Raw genomic sequence first — 15338 nt, forward strand, 5'->3', positions numbered from 1 at the left:
CGGATAGCTTACTTATCGCTCTCCTAACAAAACACTAACAAAAAGAAAGAAAAATGGCAGATACTTATGATTTTGGCCTTGTAGGCCTCGGGGTGATGGGAAGGAATTTTATCCTTAATGTAGCGGACAAAGGATTTACTGCCTTTGGGAACGATTTGGATGAGGAAAAGGTCAGCGCACTTATTTCGGAGGGTGGAGATACCTCAAAAGTCAACGCCACCTCCGATGTTGCCACTTTTGTCGGCGCCCTAAGCACCCCAAGAAAAATCATGTTGTTGGTACCTGCCGGGAAAGTTGTGGATATTGTAATTGATGGGCTCTTACCTCATTTGGACAAGGGGGATATCATCATAGATGGTGGGAACTCCTTTTTTACCGATACCGACCGTCGCGAAGCCTACTTGCAGGAAAAAGGCATCAATTTCTTTGGAGCCGGGGTTTCGGGTGGAGCCAAGGGTGCCAGAAAAGGCCCAAGTATTATGCCTGGAGGTTCAAGGGAGGCATATCAATACGTAAAACCCGTTTTTGAAGCAGTTTCAGCCAAGTATAAGGGCGAACCTTGTGTGGCCTATTTGGGACCAAAATCTGCAGGAAACTATGTAAAGATGGTGCACAACGGCATTGAATATGGTCTCATGCAGCTGACTTCGGAGATTTACGATCTTTTGAAAAAAGCTGGAGGATTAAGCAACGGGGAACTGCATAAAACCTTCGCAATTTGGAACGCAGGAAGGTTACAATCCTTTTTGGTAGAAATTACCTCTGAAATTTTCAAACAGAAAGATGAGCTGGGAGACGGCGATTTGGTGGATAAAATCCTGGATAAAGCCAAGCAAAAAGGTACAGGTAAATGGACCTCACAGAATGCCATGGATTTGGGAATCCCAGTGCCTACTATTGATATAGCTGTGAGCATGCGGGAGATATCCGCCTTAAAAGACGAACGTGTAAAGGCAGATGATCTTTATGACAAACCCGAATTGACATCGGTTGTAAAAGATTCCTTGGTAAGCAAGGCTGAACAGGCTCTTTATTTCTCCTTTATCATGACCTATGCCCAAGGTATGCACCAACTGGCAGATGCATCCAAGGAGTACGGCTATGAATTGCAATTGGGAGAAATTGCCAAAATCTGGCGAGCAGGATGTATCATCCGCGCCGAATTGTTGGCTGATATTACCAGTGCATTTCAAGCGGACAACAATCTTCAAAACCTGCTCCTGTCTCCTTCATTTGTGGATAAAGTAAAGGAAACAGTGGGTGCCGCAAGGGAACTTGTGGCCTATGGGGCGTCCAATGGAATTCCATTACCTGGCCTGTCCAATGCCTTGACTTATTTTGATGCTTACACCAGTGGTAGATTACCCTTGAATCTGATTCAAGCGCAGAGGGATTATTTTGGTTCCCACACCTATGAGCGACTGGACAAAGAGGGTATTTTCCATACGGAATGGGAGGATTAAATGGTGTAGCCAGTGACCAATGTCCAAACAATTTTTTGACCATATCAATCAATATGCAGCTGTTTCCACTGTAGAGTTTGAGGAAATTATGCGTTTTTTTGAGCTTCGTACTGTCCGTAAAAAGGAAATGATCATGGAAGCCAATTCCCCGTGCACCCATACCCATTTTGTGTTGCAGGGTTGCCTAAACATGTTTTTTCCAACGGAGAAAGGAGTGGAACGTACCATCCAGTTTGGAATAGAAAATTGGTGGTTAACGGATTTCCTTTCGTTTGGCAACAGGTCCAGTTCCAATTATGCCATACAAGCGGTGGAAAAGACTACGTTTTTGTCCATAAGCCGAGACCAGTACGACATACTGCTGGAACGATTTCCACAAATGGAAAAGTACTTTAGGGTCATCTACCAAATTGGCTATGGGGCTTCCTTGAATAAAATGAGGTACCTACAGGACTATTCCAAGGAGGACATTTACTTTCATTTTACGGAACAGTTTCCTGATTTTGCCCAGCGGGTTCCCCAATACTTAATTGCTTCTTTTTTAGGGCTCACTCCAGAATACGTGAGCGAAATCCGAGCTAAAAGACGTTCTTAAACCCGTTTAAGTTATTTGGATTTTCCCTGCAATACCTTCGTTCCAAATTCAAAAAACAACGAACATGGAAACGAGAATTCAAGTTGGGGAAACAGAACCCAAGGCGTATCAAGCCGTCTTTGGCCTGGAAGGATATTTGGCACAATCCGAACTAAAAAAATCACATTATAAACTGATCAAAGTAAGGGCATCCCAAATCAACGGATGTGCTTTTTGTATTGATATGCATACCAAAGAAGCATTAAAGCTTGGGGAAACCCAAGAGCGCTTGTTCCTTTTGAATGCGTGGCAGGATATTGATGTTTTCTCCGAAGAGGAAAAAGTAATCTTGCAAATGACGGAGGAGGTGACCAAGATTCATGAAAAAGGACTAACTCCTGAAACCTATCAAAAGGCCATGAAGTTCTTTGATCCGCATTATTTTTCACAAATCATTATGGCCATTGCCACCATCAATGTTTGGAATCGTATTGCCATAAGCACACATATGCCAGTTCCAAAATAATTGCTTAGCACCGCAGGTGGAATTTTGCAAATTTTAAGCGGCTTGGAAGCCAACCCATGCCGCTTTTAATGTAAATTGTATCCCCATTACTGTAGTTATAATCATCATCAAAATTATGAACAGGCTTACCCGTATTACTTCTATATTAATCAAGTTACAGTCCAAAAGCACCCTAACCGCACAAGAGATTGCGGACGAATTCGACATTAGTCTAAGGACCGTGTACAGGGATGTAAAAACCTTACAGGAAGCTGGAGTACCCATTGGTTCCGAAGCAGGCATTGGATATTTTATGGTTGATGGATACCGACTGCCCCCAGTATCTTTTGAAGAGGACGAAGCCAATGCACTGGTAACCGCCGAAAAGTTTGTGCTGCAGAATATGGAGACTTCCTTGGTAAAGAACTATCGCTCTGCACTAACCAAAATCAAGGCGGTACTCCGTACCTCAGAAAAGGACAAGGTTGCCCTGCTGGAAAGCAGAATAAGTCCCGCCCGACAATTCAATACAGAAGAAAACTCATCCTATTTGGCAGAGGTGCAGAAAGCCATCACTTCTTTTGAGGTCATAGATATTACCTACCGCAGCCCGCAAGGTATTACGACCCAACGTAAGGTAGACCCTCTCGGTCTATATTTTACAGAAAACAGATGGGTTATGGTGGCCTATTGTAGGTTCAGGGAAGATTATAGGGATTTTAGACTGGACAGGATTTTGGAATTAAAACCTACGGATATAAAATCTGGGAAAGCCATTACTTTCAACCTACAGGACCACTATAAGCAAAGGGGTGAAAAATATTCCTGAACCCTACTGACATACCCTTGACACTCTCCAGATTTAATTTTGTTGTTAAATGAAAAACAACGCAAAAAATGAACAATCATCAAATTTTGGAGTGGGCCCCATTCACCATCAAAGAGGGCATCACGGAGCAACAACTGTTGGAAGCCTCCAAAGCTTTGCAAACAGATTTCTTGGAAAAGCAAAACGGATTCATCCGAAGGGAACTCTTGGTTCAATCTGATCGGAACTTCATCGACACCATTCTATGGGAAAGTATGGATGCGGCGCGGGAAGTTATGGTCAAGGTTCAGGAAAGTCAGGCCTTTTCCAACTACTTTAGCCTGATGGAAGAAGCTGATACTTCCCAACCGGAACAAGGTGTTTTGCACTATCAAATGTATGCCAGTTATTAATGCTGACCAATTGTACATTTTGATTGAAACTCGTCAGTTCGAGTGATTTTTTCGAGTTACAGTCGAAAAAATTGTATCGAGAACAAAGGACCCATTGGTCAATTCCCTCATTCTCGATACTTTCCTTTGGAAAACTCGAATTGATGGGTTCTATCAACTTGTACTTTAAAAATGCAAGGAGGTCTGCTAACAAATAAAAATGAAAGAACTCATAATAAAAGGCGAATTCCTTCTTCAAAAAACCCCAGGCAAAGGTGGATGGACTTATGCGAGCATCCCAGGAAAAATCAAGGGTAAATCCAATGGGTTTGGGTGGATCAAGGTAAAGGGAAGCATAGATGGATTTCCCATTCAACAATACCATATTATGCCACTCAATGATGGCCATATGTTTTTGCCCGTAAAGGCAGCCATCCGAAAAAGAATTGACAAATGGCCAGGGGATTACGTCCAGGTGGTTTTGTATCTGGATGAGGATCCTATGCAAATTCCCGAAGATATCATGGAGTGTTTTCGTCAAGAGCCGGCATCCCTCCTATCCACGTTTCAATCCCTAACCCAAGGTCAGCAAAAAGCCTACTTGGACTGGATCTATGCTGCAAAAAAGGAAGATACCCAAGCGGACAGAATTGCATTGATGATGCACAAACTGTCTAAAAATCTTTCCCTTAACCAACAAGAAAAGCGGGATTAGTCAAAAATTACTTTTCAAATTTGCGTAACCGAATGATTACATATATATTTGTAACCAAACGGTTACTTATAAATGAGAAGAGATGTATTCCAAGCCATTGCAGATCCCGTTCGGCGAGACATCATAAAGTTGTTGTCGGAACAGGCTTTGACCGTAAATGAAGTGGCGGAGCAATTTGAAGTGAGCAGACCTGCCATTTCCAAACACCTAAAGATTTTGGAGGAATGCGGTATCATCATGTTCAGTCAAAAAGGACGTGAACGGCACTGTCTTATTCAACCTAAAAACCTAATCCCCGCATTTTTATGGATTGACCAATACCGAAATCTCTGGGAAGAGAAACTGGACTCTTTTGAAAACTATTTGAATCAATTACAAAACAAAAACAACAAGCATGAATAATCCAAAAAACAGAACCCTAACCCTTGAACGAACCTTTGACGCTCCCCTTGATCTTGTTTGGGAAGCCTGGACTCAACCAGAACACATTGCCCAATGGTGGGGACCCAAGGGAATGGAAACCAAAGTATTGGAACATGATTTTACTGTAGGAGGCCAATGGAAATACGCCATGACCATGCCAGACGGTAGTGAATTTATAGCCGATGGTGTCTACGTGGATATTGTTCCAAAGGAAAGAATCGTTTCCTCTGCCAATTTCAAACCCATGACGGAAGGTGTGGAAATCCAATCCATTTTTAAGGCTGATGGTGATAAAACCCATTTTACCTTTAATTGTGTGCATGAGACAGAGGAGTATTGCAAACAACAAGAAGAAATGGGCTTCTACAATGGTTGGGGCTCCGTGTTTGACCGCTTGTCAGAATTTGTCTCTTCAAAATAACTAATACCATAAGAGCCGTAACCCACGGCTCTTTTTTTGTATGATCAACTGGTATACAAGCCGTTAGCGCTCTCCTACTTTTCAAAAAAAATTTGGAGAATTAAAAAAATATTTTACCTTTGTAGTGTTCTAGTTATCTAATACACTATAAATGTTAGCGACAAACAAGCTTTATTTCAATTATCCAACCAGTCCTTCGGTACTTAAGTCCATTAATCTGGAACTTAAGCCAGGCAACATTTATGGCTTGTTTGGTAAGAACGGGGAAGGGAAAAGCACCTTGATCAAGATCATGGGTGGGTTGTTGTTTCCAAAATCCGGTAGTTGCACTTTTAACGGACTGTCCACCCAACAAAGGGAACCACAGACTTTACAGGACATTTTTTTGATACCCGAGGAATTTGAATTGCCCCGCATCGCTATAAAGGCATTTGAACACATCAACTCGGTTTTCTATCCCAATTTTTCCAAGGAACAGTTTTACCATCTTTTGGAGGAATTCCATTTAAAACCGCAACAAATCATTTCCAACCTTTCTTTTGGACAAAAAAAGAAAGTACTGATAGCATTTGGTATAGCGGTTAACACGCAATTATTGCTCATGGATGAACCTACCAATGGCTTGGACATTCCGTCCAAGAGTCAGTTTAGAAAGGTAATGGCAGCTAGTGTTGATTCAGGAAAATGCATAGTGATTTCAACACATCAAGTTCGAGACCTTCATAGCCTCATCAACCATGTAATCATCTTGGACAATGCCCAGCTCATTTTTGACCAATCCCTGGATCAGGTGACCAAAATGCTATGGTTTGGCAGAGCATCCAGCACGGAGCAAACTGGACTCATTTACTCTGAGGGGGCATTTGGCGGACGCTCCGTACATGCCAGAATGGATAAGGAAGAAACTGAAGTGGACCTGGAACTTCTTTTTAATGGGGTATTGAACGAGCCCGTGAGAATAAATCAAATCATGCAAAACAACGATCATGGAGCAGAGGTTTAGTTTTCAGCGGGTATTGCAGTTCATAAAGCGGGACTTGGTCTTGCTAAGAGGTACATTTCTGACCGGTTTTTTGGTAGCCATTATCTTGGTTTTCATATTCTGCTTGTTGAACATGGTGTGGGACCAAAAATTAGATTTGGAAGAGTTTTATGGAATTTTCGGAATCATCTATATTCCAATGGGAATACTGTTCACCTTTGCATTGTTTCGCGAGTTTGGAAACCCAAAAACCAACGCATTATATCTGGCCCTTCCTGTTTCCACTCTAGAACGACTAGCAGCCAAATGGCTAACGGTTACCCTGATCTATACCTTGGTATTATCTGTTTTGGCCCTGCTGGTTGGCACGGTGGCCATGGCCGCGGGAATCGTTCTTTTTGGAGCCAACTTTAGCCTGCTGACCCTATTCTCAGAATCCTATTTAACTATTGTTGGCACCTATATATTTGTTCAACCTGTGGCCATGGTGGGCGCGCTTAGTTTTACCAGAAACAAGATCGGGAAAACCTTATTGGCTGTTGGAATTGTAGTTCTGGGCTTCTTTCTTTTCAATTTTCTATTGTATGCCATGTTCAACCATAGACTTGGTGTTTTTGACGAAGACGGGCTAGGTTCAATGGCATTCAACAAGGCCGGGATGGATTTTTCCATTGTTGGACGATGGTTCTACGGCTTCATATTTGGGCCGTTAATGCTTGTGGCAGCTTATTTTAAAATGAGGGAAAAGGAGGTGTAGGATGGATTTTGACAACAGTAAACCCATTTATTTACAAATAGTGGATTTCTTTTATGAAAACATATTGAGCAAACAATGGCAAGAAGGAAGCAGAATCCCTTCCGTAAGGGAGGTGGCTATGATGGTGGAGGTTAACCCCAATACGGCCATAAGGGCCTTTAACCACCTACAGGATTTGGAGGTTATCTATAACAAAAGAGGTATTGGATACTTCGTATCCGACAATGGATTTACCACTGTATTGGAAATTAGGCGCAAGGAGTTTTTGGAACAAAACCTTCCCAGTCTATTCAAGCAAATGAGTCTATTGGACATTGGAATTGAAGAATTGAACAACGCTTACAACCAACACAAAAATGAAGAAAAGTAGTCTTATTTTATGGGGAGCGCTGATTGCTATCCTGCTATTTTCGTTCATTTTTCAGTTATCCGTGCATAGCTATGTGAAGGAGGGGAAAGCCCTTATCAAACCTGTAAAAATGCAAACGCAAAATAGGCAGCTCGCCCGTTTTACGGTAGTCAAAGTAAATGGGAGATTGAAAATTCTTATGGAACAACAAGATACAGCGGCAATTCAGATAAGTGCCCCTGATTATATTATCGATTCCATTCGCACCCTAATAGTTGACGATACTTTGGACATCAGTGTGGCCTCACCCTTGAAAAAGAAAGACAGTATTGTCCTTCGTATTTCGAACCCAGAATTTCATGGGCTTAAGTTTAGTTCTGAAGTATCAGTTGAGTCGGTCGGAATCCTGTCAGGAGCTAATCTGGACTTGAAGTTCAGAGATAAAAGCTCAGGAAAACTTGAACTTTCCTATGAGCAATTGAATTACAGCAACACCTCAACAGGCAGTGTGCATCTAAATGGAAAAATTAACCAACTAAATTTTATGGAGGAAAAGAACAACTAAATACCATCAAAAAACGAACAATCAGCTTTTATTATTCATCAATCATCAATCTGCCCTGAGCATAGTCGAAGGGTCCATCAATCAAAAAACGAACAGTTATGAAATCACATACCACCACATATGACCAAGAGGGTGTTCCATATCCGCCGAAATGGCGCATTTGGCTCATGCGTGCTCTTTATTTTCTCACTTTTATAGGACTGGCTTTTGAAGCTTGGGACTATTTGCTCTTTCCTCCCGAGCCCCTGGACTATATTACAGGAGTGTCCTTTAGTTTTTGGGCTGCTTATGCCACACTTATGGGGATTGGCATAAGATACCCTTTAAAGATGCTACCGTTGATCCTCCTGCAATTGGCTTATAAATCCATTTGGGCATTGACGGTATACCTTCCCATGAAACATGCAGGGACAATCACCCCCAATGCAGAATCCTTCTTTTGGGTGTGCGTTACCGCCGTAATCATTGATACCTTGGTTATTCCATGGGGGGGTATTTATTTAAGGCTTTCATCAAGCCCTTTTTAAAATTCAGGGTTTACCCGGTATAAATACCGCAAATCCTGTAGACCATTCATCAATCCGCCTGTTGGTTTATGTACCATAGGTACACGGACAGGTAAAAAAACGAACAATCATGAAATCACAAAAAGTAGGAACCAAACGTCTTTTTCGGTTCCTGGGTATAGGGCTCATCGCTTTGATTCTTGGCAGTTATGCACTACATAGGTATCATACGCAAAAGAAAGTGGAGCTTGCCTATCAGCAAACGGCATATGCACTTGGACTCTTATCTGACAATCTAAACAAAGGGTTTAGCCAAATGGGGCATTTGAACCAATTTGAGCAAACCAAACGAAAAATCTACAAGCACTAAAGTTTATTCATCAACCTGCTGTTGGAAGACAGCAAAAAAACGAACAATCATGAAAACAAATCAAAAAACAGGTAGAATTGTGGGGGTCTTGTTGCTCCTGATCATGGCCGTGGGCATACCCTCATTAAGTCTTAGAGGGCTATCAACGTCTATGGGTGAAGATCTTAATTTTCTGGAGTACATTCATCAAAATGCATTGGGAATGCGCTTTGGAATGGTGCTGGACATTACTGCCAGTGCCTTATGGCTTTTAATCTCCATTTATCTTTTTCCCAAAATCAAAGAATATAGCTCGGGGCTTGCCCTTGCATTTTTTGGACTTTGGGTGATTAATTTGGGCATCATAATCTATAGCAACATCAGTCATTTATCGCTGATTTCGTTAAGTGGAGAATTTGTGAAGCCTGGAGCCACCAATCTGGACATACTTCGGACCCTTGGTTTGCTAAAAATTGAGGATTACTTCTGGTCGCATTTCATGGCGTTAATTACCTATGCCATGGCCGCCTTTGTATTTTACTATTTTCTATTTCGAACCAAATTGGTTCCCAAATTATTGGCGTTATGGGGCATGATAGCCATTACCCTGGTATTTATGGCCTCTTGGGTCAACATCTTTGATTTGGATATCAGCTTCCATTTTTATTCCCAGAATGGCATTTTTATGATTGTCTTTATGGGATGGTTAATTGCGAAGGGGTTTTCTGATTCTGCCATGCAGAACAGCTAGTTTCATCAATGTATTAATCAACAAAACGAATAATTATGTCAATCAAAACAGATGTGCTTACCGCTGGTAGGCCAACCAAAATATGGCCTAAAAAATTATTGGATAAATCCATTGAAGTTTGGTTTACCGTCGCTGTGTTAGGCCAGTGGATATTTGCCTTTTACGTAGCCTTGTTCTACGGGGGAGCGGCCATGGACGGAGATTTTATGCGTTGGAACAGGGTTTTACCTCACGGTTACGTGGAAGGAGAGACCATGGGCAATACGGCTGTGGCCATACACTTGCTTTTTGCCATCATCGTAATGGTCGGCGGCCCCATGCAGTTCATTCCAAAACTCAGGAGTTATTTTCCTCGCTTTCATCGTTGGAATGGACGATTTTACATTGGGGCTGCCTTTTTAATCAGTTTAAGTGGAATTTACATGGTTGTCACCAAGGGTACCATCAGTGGTTTGGTTGGGGATATAAGCGTAAGCCTAAACGGGGTACTTATCTTAACCTTTGCCCTAATGGCTCTAAGAACAGCCATGAAGCGAAACTTTACGGTGCATCGAAAATGGGCTCTAAGATTATTCCTAACCATGGCTGGGGTATGGTTCTTTAGAATAGGCTTGATGTTTTGGCTATTCGTTCATGGAAAACCTGTAGGATTTGACCCTGAAACCTTCCGCGGGCCGTTCCTTGTTTTCCTAGGTTTTGCCCAATATCTACTTCCTTTGGCGGTGTTGGAACTTTACTTTTTGGCACAGAAGAACAAGTCCCAAGGAGCCAAGATTGCCATGTCCATTGGCATGATAATCCTGACTCTTATAACAGCTTTGGGGACTTTTGCGGCCACCATGGGCATGTGGATACCGCGAATTAGCTGAATCTCTATTTGCTGAGGTACATCTTTCTTCGAGAGTACAGGTTGTAGAAATCATCGTCTTTTAGACTATCTATAAAGAGGATGCTCTCTCCTGTACTTTTCATCTCTGGACCCAGATTCTTATTCACATTCGGGAACTTGTTGAACGAAAACACGGGTTGTTTGATCGCATAGCCGTCCAAATGGGGTTTGAAATCAAAGTCTTTGACCTTATTTTCCCCCAACATTACCTTGGTGGCATAGTTCACATATGGTTCTCCATAAGCTTTAGCTATAAATGGAACTGTACGGGATGCCCTCGGATTTGCTTCAATGATGTACACGATATCGTCCTTGATGGCAAATTGGATATTGATCAGTCCCACCGTTTTTAGGGCCAAAGCTATCTTCTTGGTGTGATCCTTTATTTGTTGCATGACAAATTCGCCAAGATTAAAAGGAGGCAAGGTAGCATTGGAATCCCCAGAGTGGATTCCACAGGGCTCTATATGCTCCATGATACCGATGATGTATACTTCCTCCCCATCACAAATGGCATCTGCTTCCGCCTCAATGGCCCCATCCAAATAATGATCCAATAAAAGTTTGTTGTTGGGGATGCTGCGAAGCAAATCCACCACATGCGCTTCCAACTCTTCCTTATTGATCACAATCTTCATTCCCTGTCCACCCAGAACATAAGACGGACGTACCAAAAGTGGGAAGTTCAATTCATCTGCAAGTTCCAAGGCTTCATCGGCTGTTTCCGCAACTCCAAATCGTGGGTAAGGGATGTCATTTTCCTTCAATAAAGTAGAAAAGCTTCCCCTGTCCTCTGCCAAATCCAAGGATTTAAAACTGGTCCCGATGATGTTAATTCCATAACGATCCAACTTTTCAGCCAGCTTCAAGGCCGTTTGTCCACCAAGCTGCACAATAACTCCCTCTGGCTTTTCATGAAGAATAATATCATAGATATGTTCCCAGAAAACAGGTTCGAAATAAAGCTTGTCCGCGGTATCAAAGTCCGTTGATACGGTCTCTGGGTTACAGTTGATCATGATGGTTTCATAATCACATTCGGCCGCCGCCAAAACCCCGTGCACACAGCAGTAGTCAAATTCTATCCCTTGCCCTATCCTATTGGGCCCGGAACCTAAGACTACAATCTTTCTTCTATCGGTGACCTCGCTATCGTTGGCCACAAAACGGGTGCCATCTGCGGTCTCAATTTCTTCCTCAAAGGTGGAGTAGTAATATGGGGTCATGGCCTTGAATTCCGCCGCACAGGTATCCACCAGTTTATAGACCCTATTGATCTTTAAGGCCATCCTCTTTTTATGGACTTCACTCTCGTAGCAATCCAACATATGGGCTATCTGGCGATCCGCAAAACCTTTTTGTTTGGCCTCCAACAAGAGGGATTTGGGAAGGCTCTCCACCGTATATTTTGAAATCTCCATTTCCAGGTAATGAAGTTCCTCGTACTGCTTAAGGAACCACATATCTATCTTGGTGATATCATGGATGGTCTTCAACGGAATCCCCAATTGGATGGCATCATAAAGTACGAAGACCCTATCCCAACTGGGCACTTTTAGTTTTTGGATAATTTTGTCGTAGTCTTTATAACCTTTACCATCTGCGCCAAGACCATTTCGCTTGATTTCAAGTGATTGTGTGGCTTTGTGCAAGGCTTCTTGAAATGATCTACCAATACCCATGACCTCCCCTACGGACTTCATCTGAAGCCCCAAAGTACGATCAGAACCTTCAAATTTGTCAAAGTTCCATCTTGGAATTTTTACGATAACGTAGTCCAAGGTGGGCTCAAACAATGCCGAAGTGGACTTGGTTATTTGATTGTCCAATTCATCCAAACTATAGCCGATGGCCAGTTTGGTGGCAATTTTCGCAATAGGATATCCAGTAGCCTTTGATGCCAATGCCGAAGAACGGGATACCCTAGGGTTGATCTCAATGGCTATAATATCTTCCTTTTCATCCGGGCTCACCGCAAATTGAACGTTACATCCACCTGCAAAATCTCCAATGCTGCGCATCATATGAATAGCCATATCACGCATACGTTGGAATGTCCGATCAGATAAGGTCATTGCGGGCGCCACAGTAATGGAGTCTCCTGTGTGAATACCCATGGGATCCATATTTTCAATGGTACAAATGATGACGACATTGTCATTTTTATCCCGAAGCAACTCCAATTCGTATTCCTTCCACCCCATCAAGGCCTTGTCTATCATCACCTCGTGGATGGGCGATACCTCAAGTGCATGACTTAGTTGTTTATCAAAATTTTCCGGGTCGTACACAATGGACGCCCCTGCTCCACCCAAAGTAAATGATGCCCTAATCACCAAGGGAAAGCCAAATTCTTGGGCTATTTCCTTTCCTTTAAGAAAAGAGGTTGCGGCAGCCTGGGGTGGCATCCCAATCCCAATTTTGAGCATTAATTCCCTAAACTTCTCGCGATCTTCTGTGATATTGATGGCGTCTATATCCACACCTATAATCTCCACTCCAAAATCTTCCCAAATACCCTTCTCATCCGCCTCAATACATAGATTCAGGGCCGTTTGTCCTCCCATGGTGGGCAAAACCGCATCAATATTGGGGTGGTTTTTTAAAATCTCAATAATTGATTTGGTGTTCAAGGGTTTCAGGTAGACGTGATCCGCCATGGCTGGGTCCGTCATGATCGTAGCAGGATTGCTATTGATCAAGATGGTTTCTATACCATCTTCGCGAAGCGATCGTAAGGATTGGGAACCGGAATAATCAAATTCACATGCCTGGCCAATAATGATAGGGCCAGAACCAATAATCAAAATCGATTTAAGGTCTTTTCTTTTGGGCATTCTAAATAGGGTTACTCGTTATCAAATTTTTCAAAATTAGGTCAAAAAAAAGGTGCTAATCTTGAAAAAGTAGCACCTTTATTAAAAAGTTATTTACAGTCATTATTTCTTATGACGTGGTTCTGATGAAACAGATAATTTCTTTCTTCCCTTCGCTCTTCTTCTAGCAAGAACTTTTCTACCATTGGCAGTCGCCATGCGTTCTCTAAAACCATGTTTGTTTCTTCTCTTCCTCTTTGACGGCTGATACGTTCTTTTCATTTCGGAACTCTTTTAATGGATTTTGTTGCTGGGAGATAAAACTACCCTAAAAATTCTGGGCGCAAATATACGAAGAGTTTTTACTTTGGCAAGTGGAAAAAGAAAATATTTAAATTAGTTTTTAGTACTTTTGCCTCCTCTTGAAACCGACTTAAAATCCGAACAAAATATGTTCCATAAAAATATAAAATTAGTCATTGCCGCCTTAATAGTAGGCTACTCAGGGTACCAGTTTGCCGAGGGATATATTGGTAACGGTATTTCCCTGATTCTACTTTCATTGGTGTTTATTTTTCTGTATTTCAGAAATGAGTTCATCCTTATGGCTTTTCTTCGGATGCGAAAACAAGACATGGAAGGCACCCAAAAATGGTTGGGTAAAATCAAGAATCCAGAGGCAGCTTTGATCAAGAAGCAACAAGGTTATTATAACTACCTGCACGGTATTATTTATTCCCAAAAGAACTTGACCCAGGCAGAGAAGTACTTTAAAAAAGCACTAAAACTGGGTTTGACCATGGATTATGATGTGGCCATGGCCAAGTTAAGTCTTGCCGGGATTTCCATGCAAAAGCGCAGAAAGCGGGAAGCCACACAGCTGTTGCAAGAAGCCAAGAAATTGGACAAAAACAATATGCTTACGGAGCAGATCAAAATGATGCAGCAACAGATGAAGCGCATATAATGCGATAATTTTACAATTCCCAAATGTGAAAATTTCAAGCCATATATTTTTTGAAATTTGGATCATGAAATCGGAGATTTCAAAACTACATTACAAAATTCTTCTTTCCATTTTCTTGGTATACTTTCCTCAAGAATCCGAGCTAAGTGATTCGCCGATTCGTCAATTCAAAAGGATAATCCATCAATTCTAAAGGGCAATCCGTCAATTTAGCAGGGCATTCCAACTAAAAAACCTGTAAGTTCACTCGTCAATGCTAAAACAAAATATCTCCTGAACACTGTGAGCAAGCTAAGGAGGAATTGAAAAAGTACTTGTTTCGACAATTCATGATTGCTCCTAACTGATAAAACTAAAATTCGAGATTAGAAACCAATAAAAAAGGGGGAGAACTAAAAACCAATTTAATAAAAGATAAGTTTGAATTTGAAAACAGAACAAGAAGATTTTTGGACAGGAGACTTTGGCAATCAATACGTTGACAGGAATAGTAACCCTAAAAGCATAGCATATAGAACTGCCGTATTTTCAAGCATTTTATCAAGGACAAAGGACTTAACCTCAATTATCGAATTTGGAACCAATATTGGACAAAACTTAATTGCGTTGAGAAATTTATTGCCAAAATGCAAATTAAATGGAGTTGAAATAAATACAAAAGCAATTCAAGAATTGAAGAATATTTCAGATATTAATGTATTTGAGGGTTCAATATTGGATTTTACTTCAAAAGATTTAGGACAATTCGATTTAACATTTACATCTGGTGTTTTAATTCACATAAATCCAAGTAAATTACGTGAAGTCTACGCAAAATTGTACGATTGCTCGAGTAAGTACATTTTAGTGAAAGAATACTATAATCCAAAACCTATTGAAGTCAATTATCGAGGATATTCGAAGAGACTTTTCAAGCGTGATTTTGCAGGCGAAATCATGGATTTATATCCAAACTTAGAATTGGTGGACTATGGATTTCAATATCATCGAGATAACAATTTTCCAATGGACGATTCAACTTGGTTTTTACTCAAGAAGAATACGTAGAAAGTACATAATAAAATACAAAATGGCAGGAAAGGTAATAAGTCAAAAAGTCATGGCGA

General features: G+C 41.4%; 20 protein-coding genes. 18 read left to right on the forward strand and 2 right to left on the reverse strand.

Features of this window, described 5'->3' with window-relative positions; translation table 11 throughout:
- The first annotated feature begins 53 nt into the window (after positions 1 to 53).
- The 16 genes from gndA to ACOOE0_RS16850 all read left to right on the forward strand — a co-directional run bounded on the left by gndA (position 54) and on the right by ACOOE0_RS16850 (position 10429).
- Positions 54 to 1463, forward strand: coding sequence for an NADP-dependent phosphogluconate dehydrogenase (gndA, locus tag ACOOE0_RS16775; RefSeq protein WP_420400059.1), 1410 nt, complete (start codon positions 54 to 56; stop codon positions 1461 to 1463).
- A 19-nt stretch (positions 1464 to 1482) separates the two neighbouring features.
- Positions 1483 to 2058: a Crp/Fnr family transcriptional regulator gene (locus ACOOE0_RS16780; RefSeq protein WP_420400060.1), complete on the forward strand. Its 576-nt coding sequence runs from the start codon at positions 1483 to 1485 to the stop codon at positions 2056 to 2058.
- Positions 2059 to 2122: 64 nt separating this feature from the next.
- Positions 2123 to 2563 carry a carboxymuconolactone decarboxylase family protein gene (locus tag ACOOE0_RS16785; RefSeq protein WP_420400061.1) on the forward strand — a complete coding sequence of 147 codons (441 nt, stop codon included), beginning with the start codon at positions 2123 to 2125 and terminating at the stop codon, positions 2561 to 2563.
- A gap of 115 nt (positions 2564 to 2678) precedes the next feature.
- Positions 2679 to 3371 carry a helix-turn-helix transcriptional regulator gene (locus tag ACOOE0_RS16790; RefSeq protein ID WP_420400062.1) on the forward strand — a complete coding sequence of 231 codons (693 nt, stop codon included), beginning with the start codon at positions 2679 to 2681 and terminating at the stop codon, positions 3369 to 3371.
- A gap of 68 nt (positions 3372 to 3439) precedes the next feature.
- The gene (locus ACOOE0_RS16795) at positions 3440 to 3763 is read left to right on the forward strand and encodes a hypothetical protein (RefSeq protein ID WP_420400063.1); all 324 of its coding nucleotides are present in this window, start codon (positions 3440 to 3442) and stop codon (positions 3761 to 3763) included.
- Between the two features lie 199 nt (positions 3764 to 3962).
- Positions 3963 to 4457, forward strand: a complete 495-nt coding sequence (locus ACOOE0_RS16800; protein WP_420400064.1) for a YdeI/OmpD-associated family protein — start codon at positions 3963 to 3965, stop codon at positions 4455 to 4457.
- A 72-nt stretch (positions 4458 to 4529) separates the two neighbouring features.
- Complete coding sequence (locus ACOOE0_RS16805; RefSeq protein WP_420400065.1) at positions 4530 to 4859, forward strand: ArsR/SmtB family transcription factor; 330 nt, start codon at positions 4530 to 4532, stop codon at positions 4857 to 4859.
- Positions 4852 to 5301 (forward strand): SRPBCC family protein, encoded by a 450-nt coding sequence (locus ACOOE0_RS16810; protein ID WP_420400066.1) that lies wholly within the window; start codon positions 4852 to 4854, stop codon positions 5299 to 5301. The genes ACOOE0_RS16805 and ACOOE0_RS16810 overlap by 8 nt, the downstream gene beginning before the upstream one ends.
- Before the next feature lie 151 nt (positions 5302 to 5452).
- Positions 5453 to 6304, forward strand: a complete 852-nt coding sequence (locus ACOOE0_RS16815; RefSeq protein ID WP_420400067.1) for an ATP-binding cassette domain-containing protein — start codon at positions 5453 to 5455, stop codon at positions 6302 to 6304.
- Complete coding sequence (locus ACOOE0_RS16820; RefSeq protein ID WP_420400068.1) at positions 6288 to 7040, forward strand: hypothetical protein; 753 nt, start codon at positions 6288 to 6290, stop codon at positions 7038 to 7040. Before ACOOE0_RS16815 ends, ACOOE0_RS16820 begins: the two co-directional genes overlap by 17 nt.
- Position 7041: 1 nt before the next feature.
- A complete protein-coding gene (locus ACOOE0_RS16825) occupies positions 7042 to 7410 on the forward strand; it encodes a GntR family transcriptional regulator (protein ID WP_420400069.1) in 369 nt (122 codons plus the stop codon).
- Positions 7397 to 7954 carry a GIN domain-containing protein gene (locus ACOOE0_RS16830; RefSeq protein WP_420400070.1) on the forward strand — a complete coding sequence of 186 codons (558 nt, stop codon included), beginning with the start codon at positions 7397 to 7399 and terminating at the stop codon, positions 7952 to 7954. Before ACOOE0_RS16825 ends, ACOOE0_RS16830 begins: the two co-directional genes overlap by 14 nt.
- Before the next feature lie 98 nt (positions 7955 to 8052).
- Positions 8053 to 8481 carry a hypothetical protein gene (locus ACOOE0_RS16835; protein WP_420400071.1) on the forward strand — a complete coding sequence of 143 codons (429 nt, stop codon included), beginning with the start codon at positions 8053 to 8055 and terminating at the stop codon, positions 8479 to 8481.
- A gap of 109 nt (positions 8482 to 8590) precedes the next feature.
- The gene (locus ACOOE0_RS16840; RefSeq protein ID WP_420400072.1) at positions 8591 to 8830 is read left to right on the forward strand and encodes a hypothetical protein; all 240 of its coding nucleotides are present in this window, start codon (positions 8591 to 8593) and stop codon (positions 8828 to 8830) included.
- A 49-nt stretch (positions 8831 to 8879) separates the two neighbouring features.
- Positions 8880 to 9560: a DUF4386 domain-containing protein gene (locus tag ACOOE0_RS16845; protein WP_420400073.1), complete on the forward strand. Its 681-nt coding sequence runs from the start codon at positions 8880 to 8882 to the stop codon at positions 9558 to 9560.
- Positions 9561 to 9595: 35 nt separating this feature from the next.
- Positions 9596 to 10429, forward strand: a complete 834-nt coding sequence (locus tag ACOOE0_RS16850; protein ID WP_420400074.1) for a DUF2306 domain-containing protein — start codon at positions 9596 to 9598, stop codon at positions 10427 to 10429.
- 4 nt (positions 10430 to 10433) lie between these two features.
- Here the strand turns inward: ACOOE0_RS16850 and carB are convergent, their stop codons facing one another.
- A complete protein-coding gene (gene carB, locus ACOOE0_RS16855) occupies positions 10434 to 13286 on the reverse strand; it encodes a carbamoyl-phosphate synthase large subunit (RefSeq protein WP_420400075.1) in 2853 nt (950 codons plus the stop codon).
- A 102-nt stretch (positions 13287 to 13388) separates the two neighbouring features.
- Complete coding sequence (gene rpmH, locus ACOOE0_RS16860) at positions 13389 to 13547, reverse strand: 50S ribosomal protein L34 (protein WP_084598129.1); 159 nt, start codon at positions 13545 to 13547, stop codon at positions 13389 to 13391.
- A 169-nt stretch (positions 13548 to 13716) separates the two neighbouring features.
- Between rpmH and ACOOE0_RS16865 the strand changes: the two genes are divergently transcribed.
- On the forward strand, positions 13717 to 14232 hold the full coding sequence (locus tag ACOOE0_RS16865; RefSeq protein WP_420400076.1) for a DUF2892 domain-containing protein: 516 nt from the start codon (positions 13717 to 13719) through the stop codon (positions 14230 to 14232).
- Positions 14233 to 14658: 426 nt separating this feature from the next.
- Positions 14659 to 15279, forward strand: coding sequence for a pseudaminic acid biosynthesis-associated methylase (locus ACOOE0_RS16870; RefSeq protein ID WP_420400077.1), 621 nt, complete (start codon positions 14659 to 14661; stop codon positions 15277 to 15279).
- Positions 15280 to 15338: the final 59 nt, after the last annotated feature.

This window comes from Flagellimonas sp., from assembly GCF_965215805.1.
GTDB lineage: Bacteria > Bacteroidota > Bacteroidia > Flavobacteriales > Flavobacteriaceae > Flagellimonas.

What these genes read in the sequence shown, in the direction of transcription:
- rpmH (WP_084598129.1), bottom strand. Translation starts at nt 13,547, where the DNA reads ATGAAAAGAACGTATCAGCCGTCAAAGAGGAAGAGAAGAAACAAACAT.
- ACOOE0_RS16840 (WP_420400072.1), top strand. Translation starts at nt 8,591, where the DNA reads ATGAAATCACAAAAAGTAGGAACCAAACGTCTTTTTCGGTTCCTGGGT.
- ACOOE0_RS16835 (WP_420400071.1), top strand. Translation starts at nt 8,053, where the DNA reads ATGAAATCACATACCACCACATATGACCAAGAGGGTGTTCCATATCCG.
- ACOOE0_RS16780 (WP_420400060.1), top strand. Translation starts at nt 1,483, where the DNA reads ATGTCCAAACAATTTTTTGACCATATCAATCAATATGCAGCTGTTTCC.
- gndA (WP_420400059.1), top strand. Translation starts at nt 54, where the DNA reads ATGGCAGATACTTATGATTTTGGCCTTGTAGGCCTCGGGGTGATGGGA.
- ACOOE0_RS16805 (WP_420400065.1), top strand. Translation starts at nt 4,530, where the DNA reads ATGAGAAGAGATGTATTCCAAGCCATTGCAGATCCCGTTCGGCGAGAC.
- ACOOE0_RS16790 (WP_420400062.1), top strand. Translation starts at nt 2,679, where the DNA reads ATGAACAGGCTTACCCGTATTACTTCTATATTAATCAAGTTACAGTCC.
- ACOOE0_RS16830 (WP_420400070.1), top strand. Translation starts at nt 7,397, where the DNA reads ATGAAGAAAAGTAGTCTTATTTTATGGGGAGCGCTGATTGCTATCCTG.
- carB (WP_420400075.1), bottom strand. Translation starts at nt 13,286, where the DNA reads ATGCCCAAAAGAAAAGACCTTAAATCGATTTTGATTATTGGTTCTGGC.
- ACOOE0_RS16815 (WP_420400067.1), top strand. Translation starts at nt 5,453, where the DNA reads ATGTTAGCGACAAACAAGCTTTATTTCAATTATCCAACCAGTCCTTCG.
- ACOOE0_RS16845 (WP_420400073.1), top strand. Translation starts at nt 8,880, where the DNA reads ATGAAAACAAATCAAAAAACAGGTAGAATTGTGGGGGTCTTGTTGCTC.
- ACOOE0_RS16795 (WP_420400063.1), top strand. Translation starts at nt 3,440, where the DNA reads ATGAACAATCATCAAATTTTGGAGTGGGCCCCATTCACCATCAAAGAG.
- ACOOE0_RS16825 (WP_420400069.1), top strand. Translation starts at nt 7,042, where the DNA reads ATGGATTTTGACAACAGTAAACCCATTTATTTACAAATAGTGGATTTC.
- ACOOE0_RS16785 (WP_420400061.1), top strand. Translation starts at nt 2,123, where the DNA reads ATGGAAACGAGAATTCAAGTTGGGGAAACAGAACCCAAGGCGTATCAA.
- ACOOE0_RS16810 (WP_420400066.1), top strand. Translation starts at nt 4,852, where the DNA reads ATGAATAATCCAAAAAACAGAACCCTAACCCTTGAACGAACCTTTGAC.
- ACOOE0_RS16850 (WP_420400074.1), top strand. Translation starts at nt 9,596, where the DNA reads ATGTCAATCAAAACAGATGTGCTTACCGCTGGTAGGCCAACCAAAATA.
- ACOOE0_RS16800 (WP_420400064.1), top strand. Translation starts at nt 3,963, where the DNA reads ATGAAAGAACTCATAATAAAAGGCGAATTCCTTCTTCAAAAAACCCCA.
- ACOOE0_RS16820 (WP_420400068.1), top strand. Translation starts at nt 6,288, where the DNA reads ATGGAGCAGAGGTTTAGTTTTCAGCGGGTATTGCAGTTCATAAAGCGG.
- ACOOE0_RS16865 (WP_420400076.1), top strand. Translation starts at nt 13,717, where the DNA reads ATGTTCCATAAAAATATAAAATTAGTCATTGCCGCCTTAATAGTAGGC.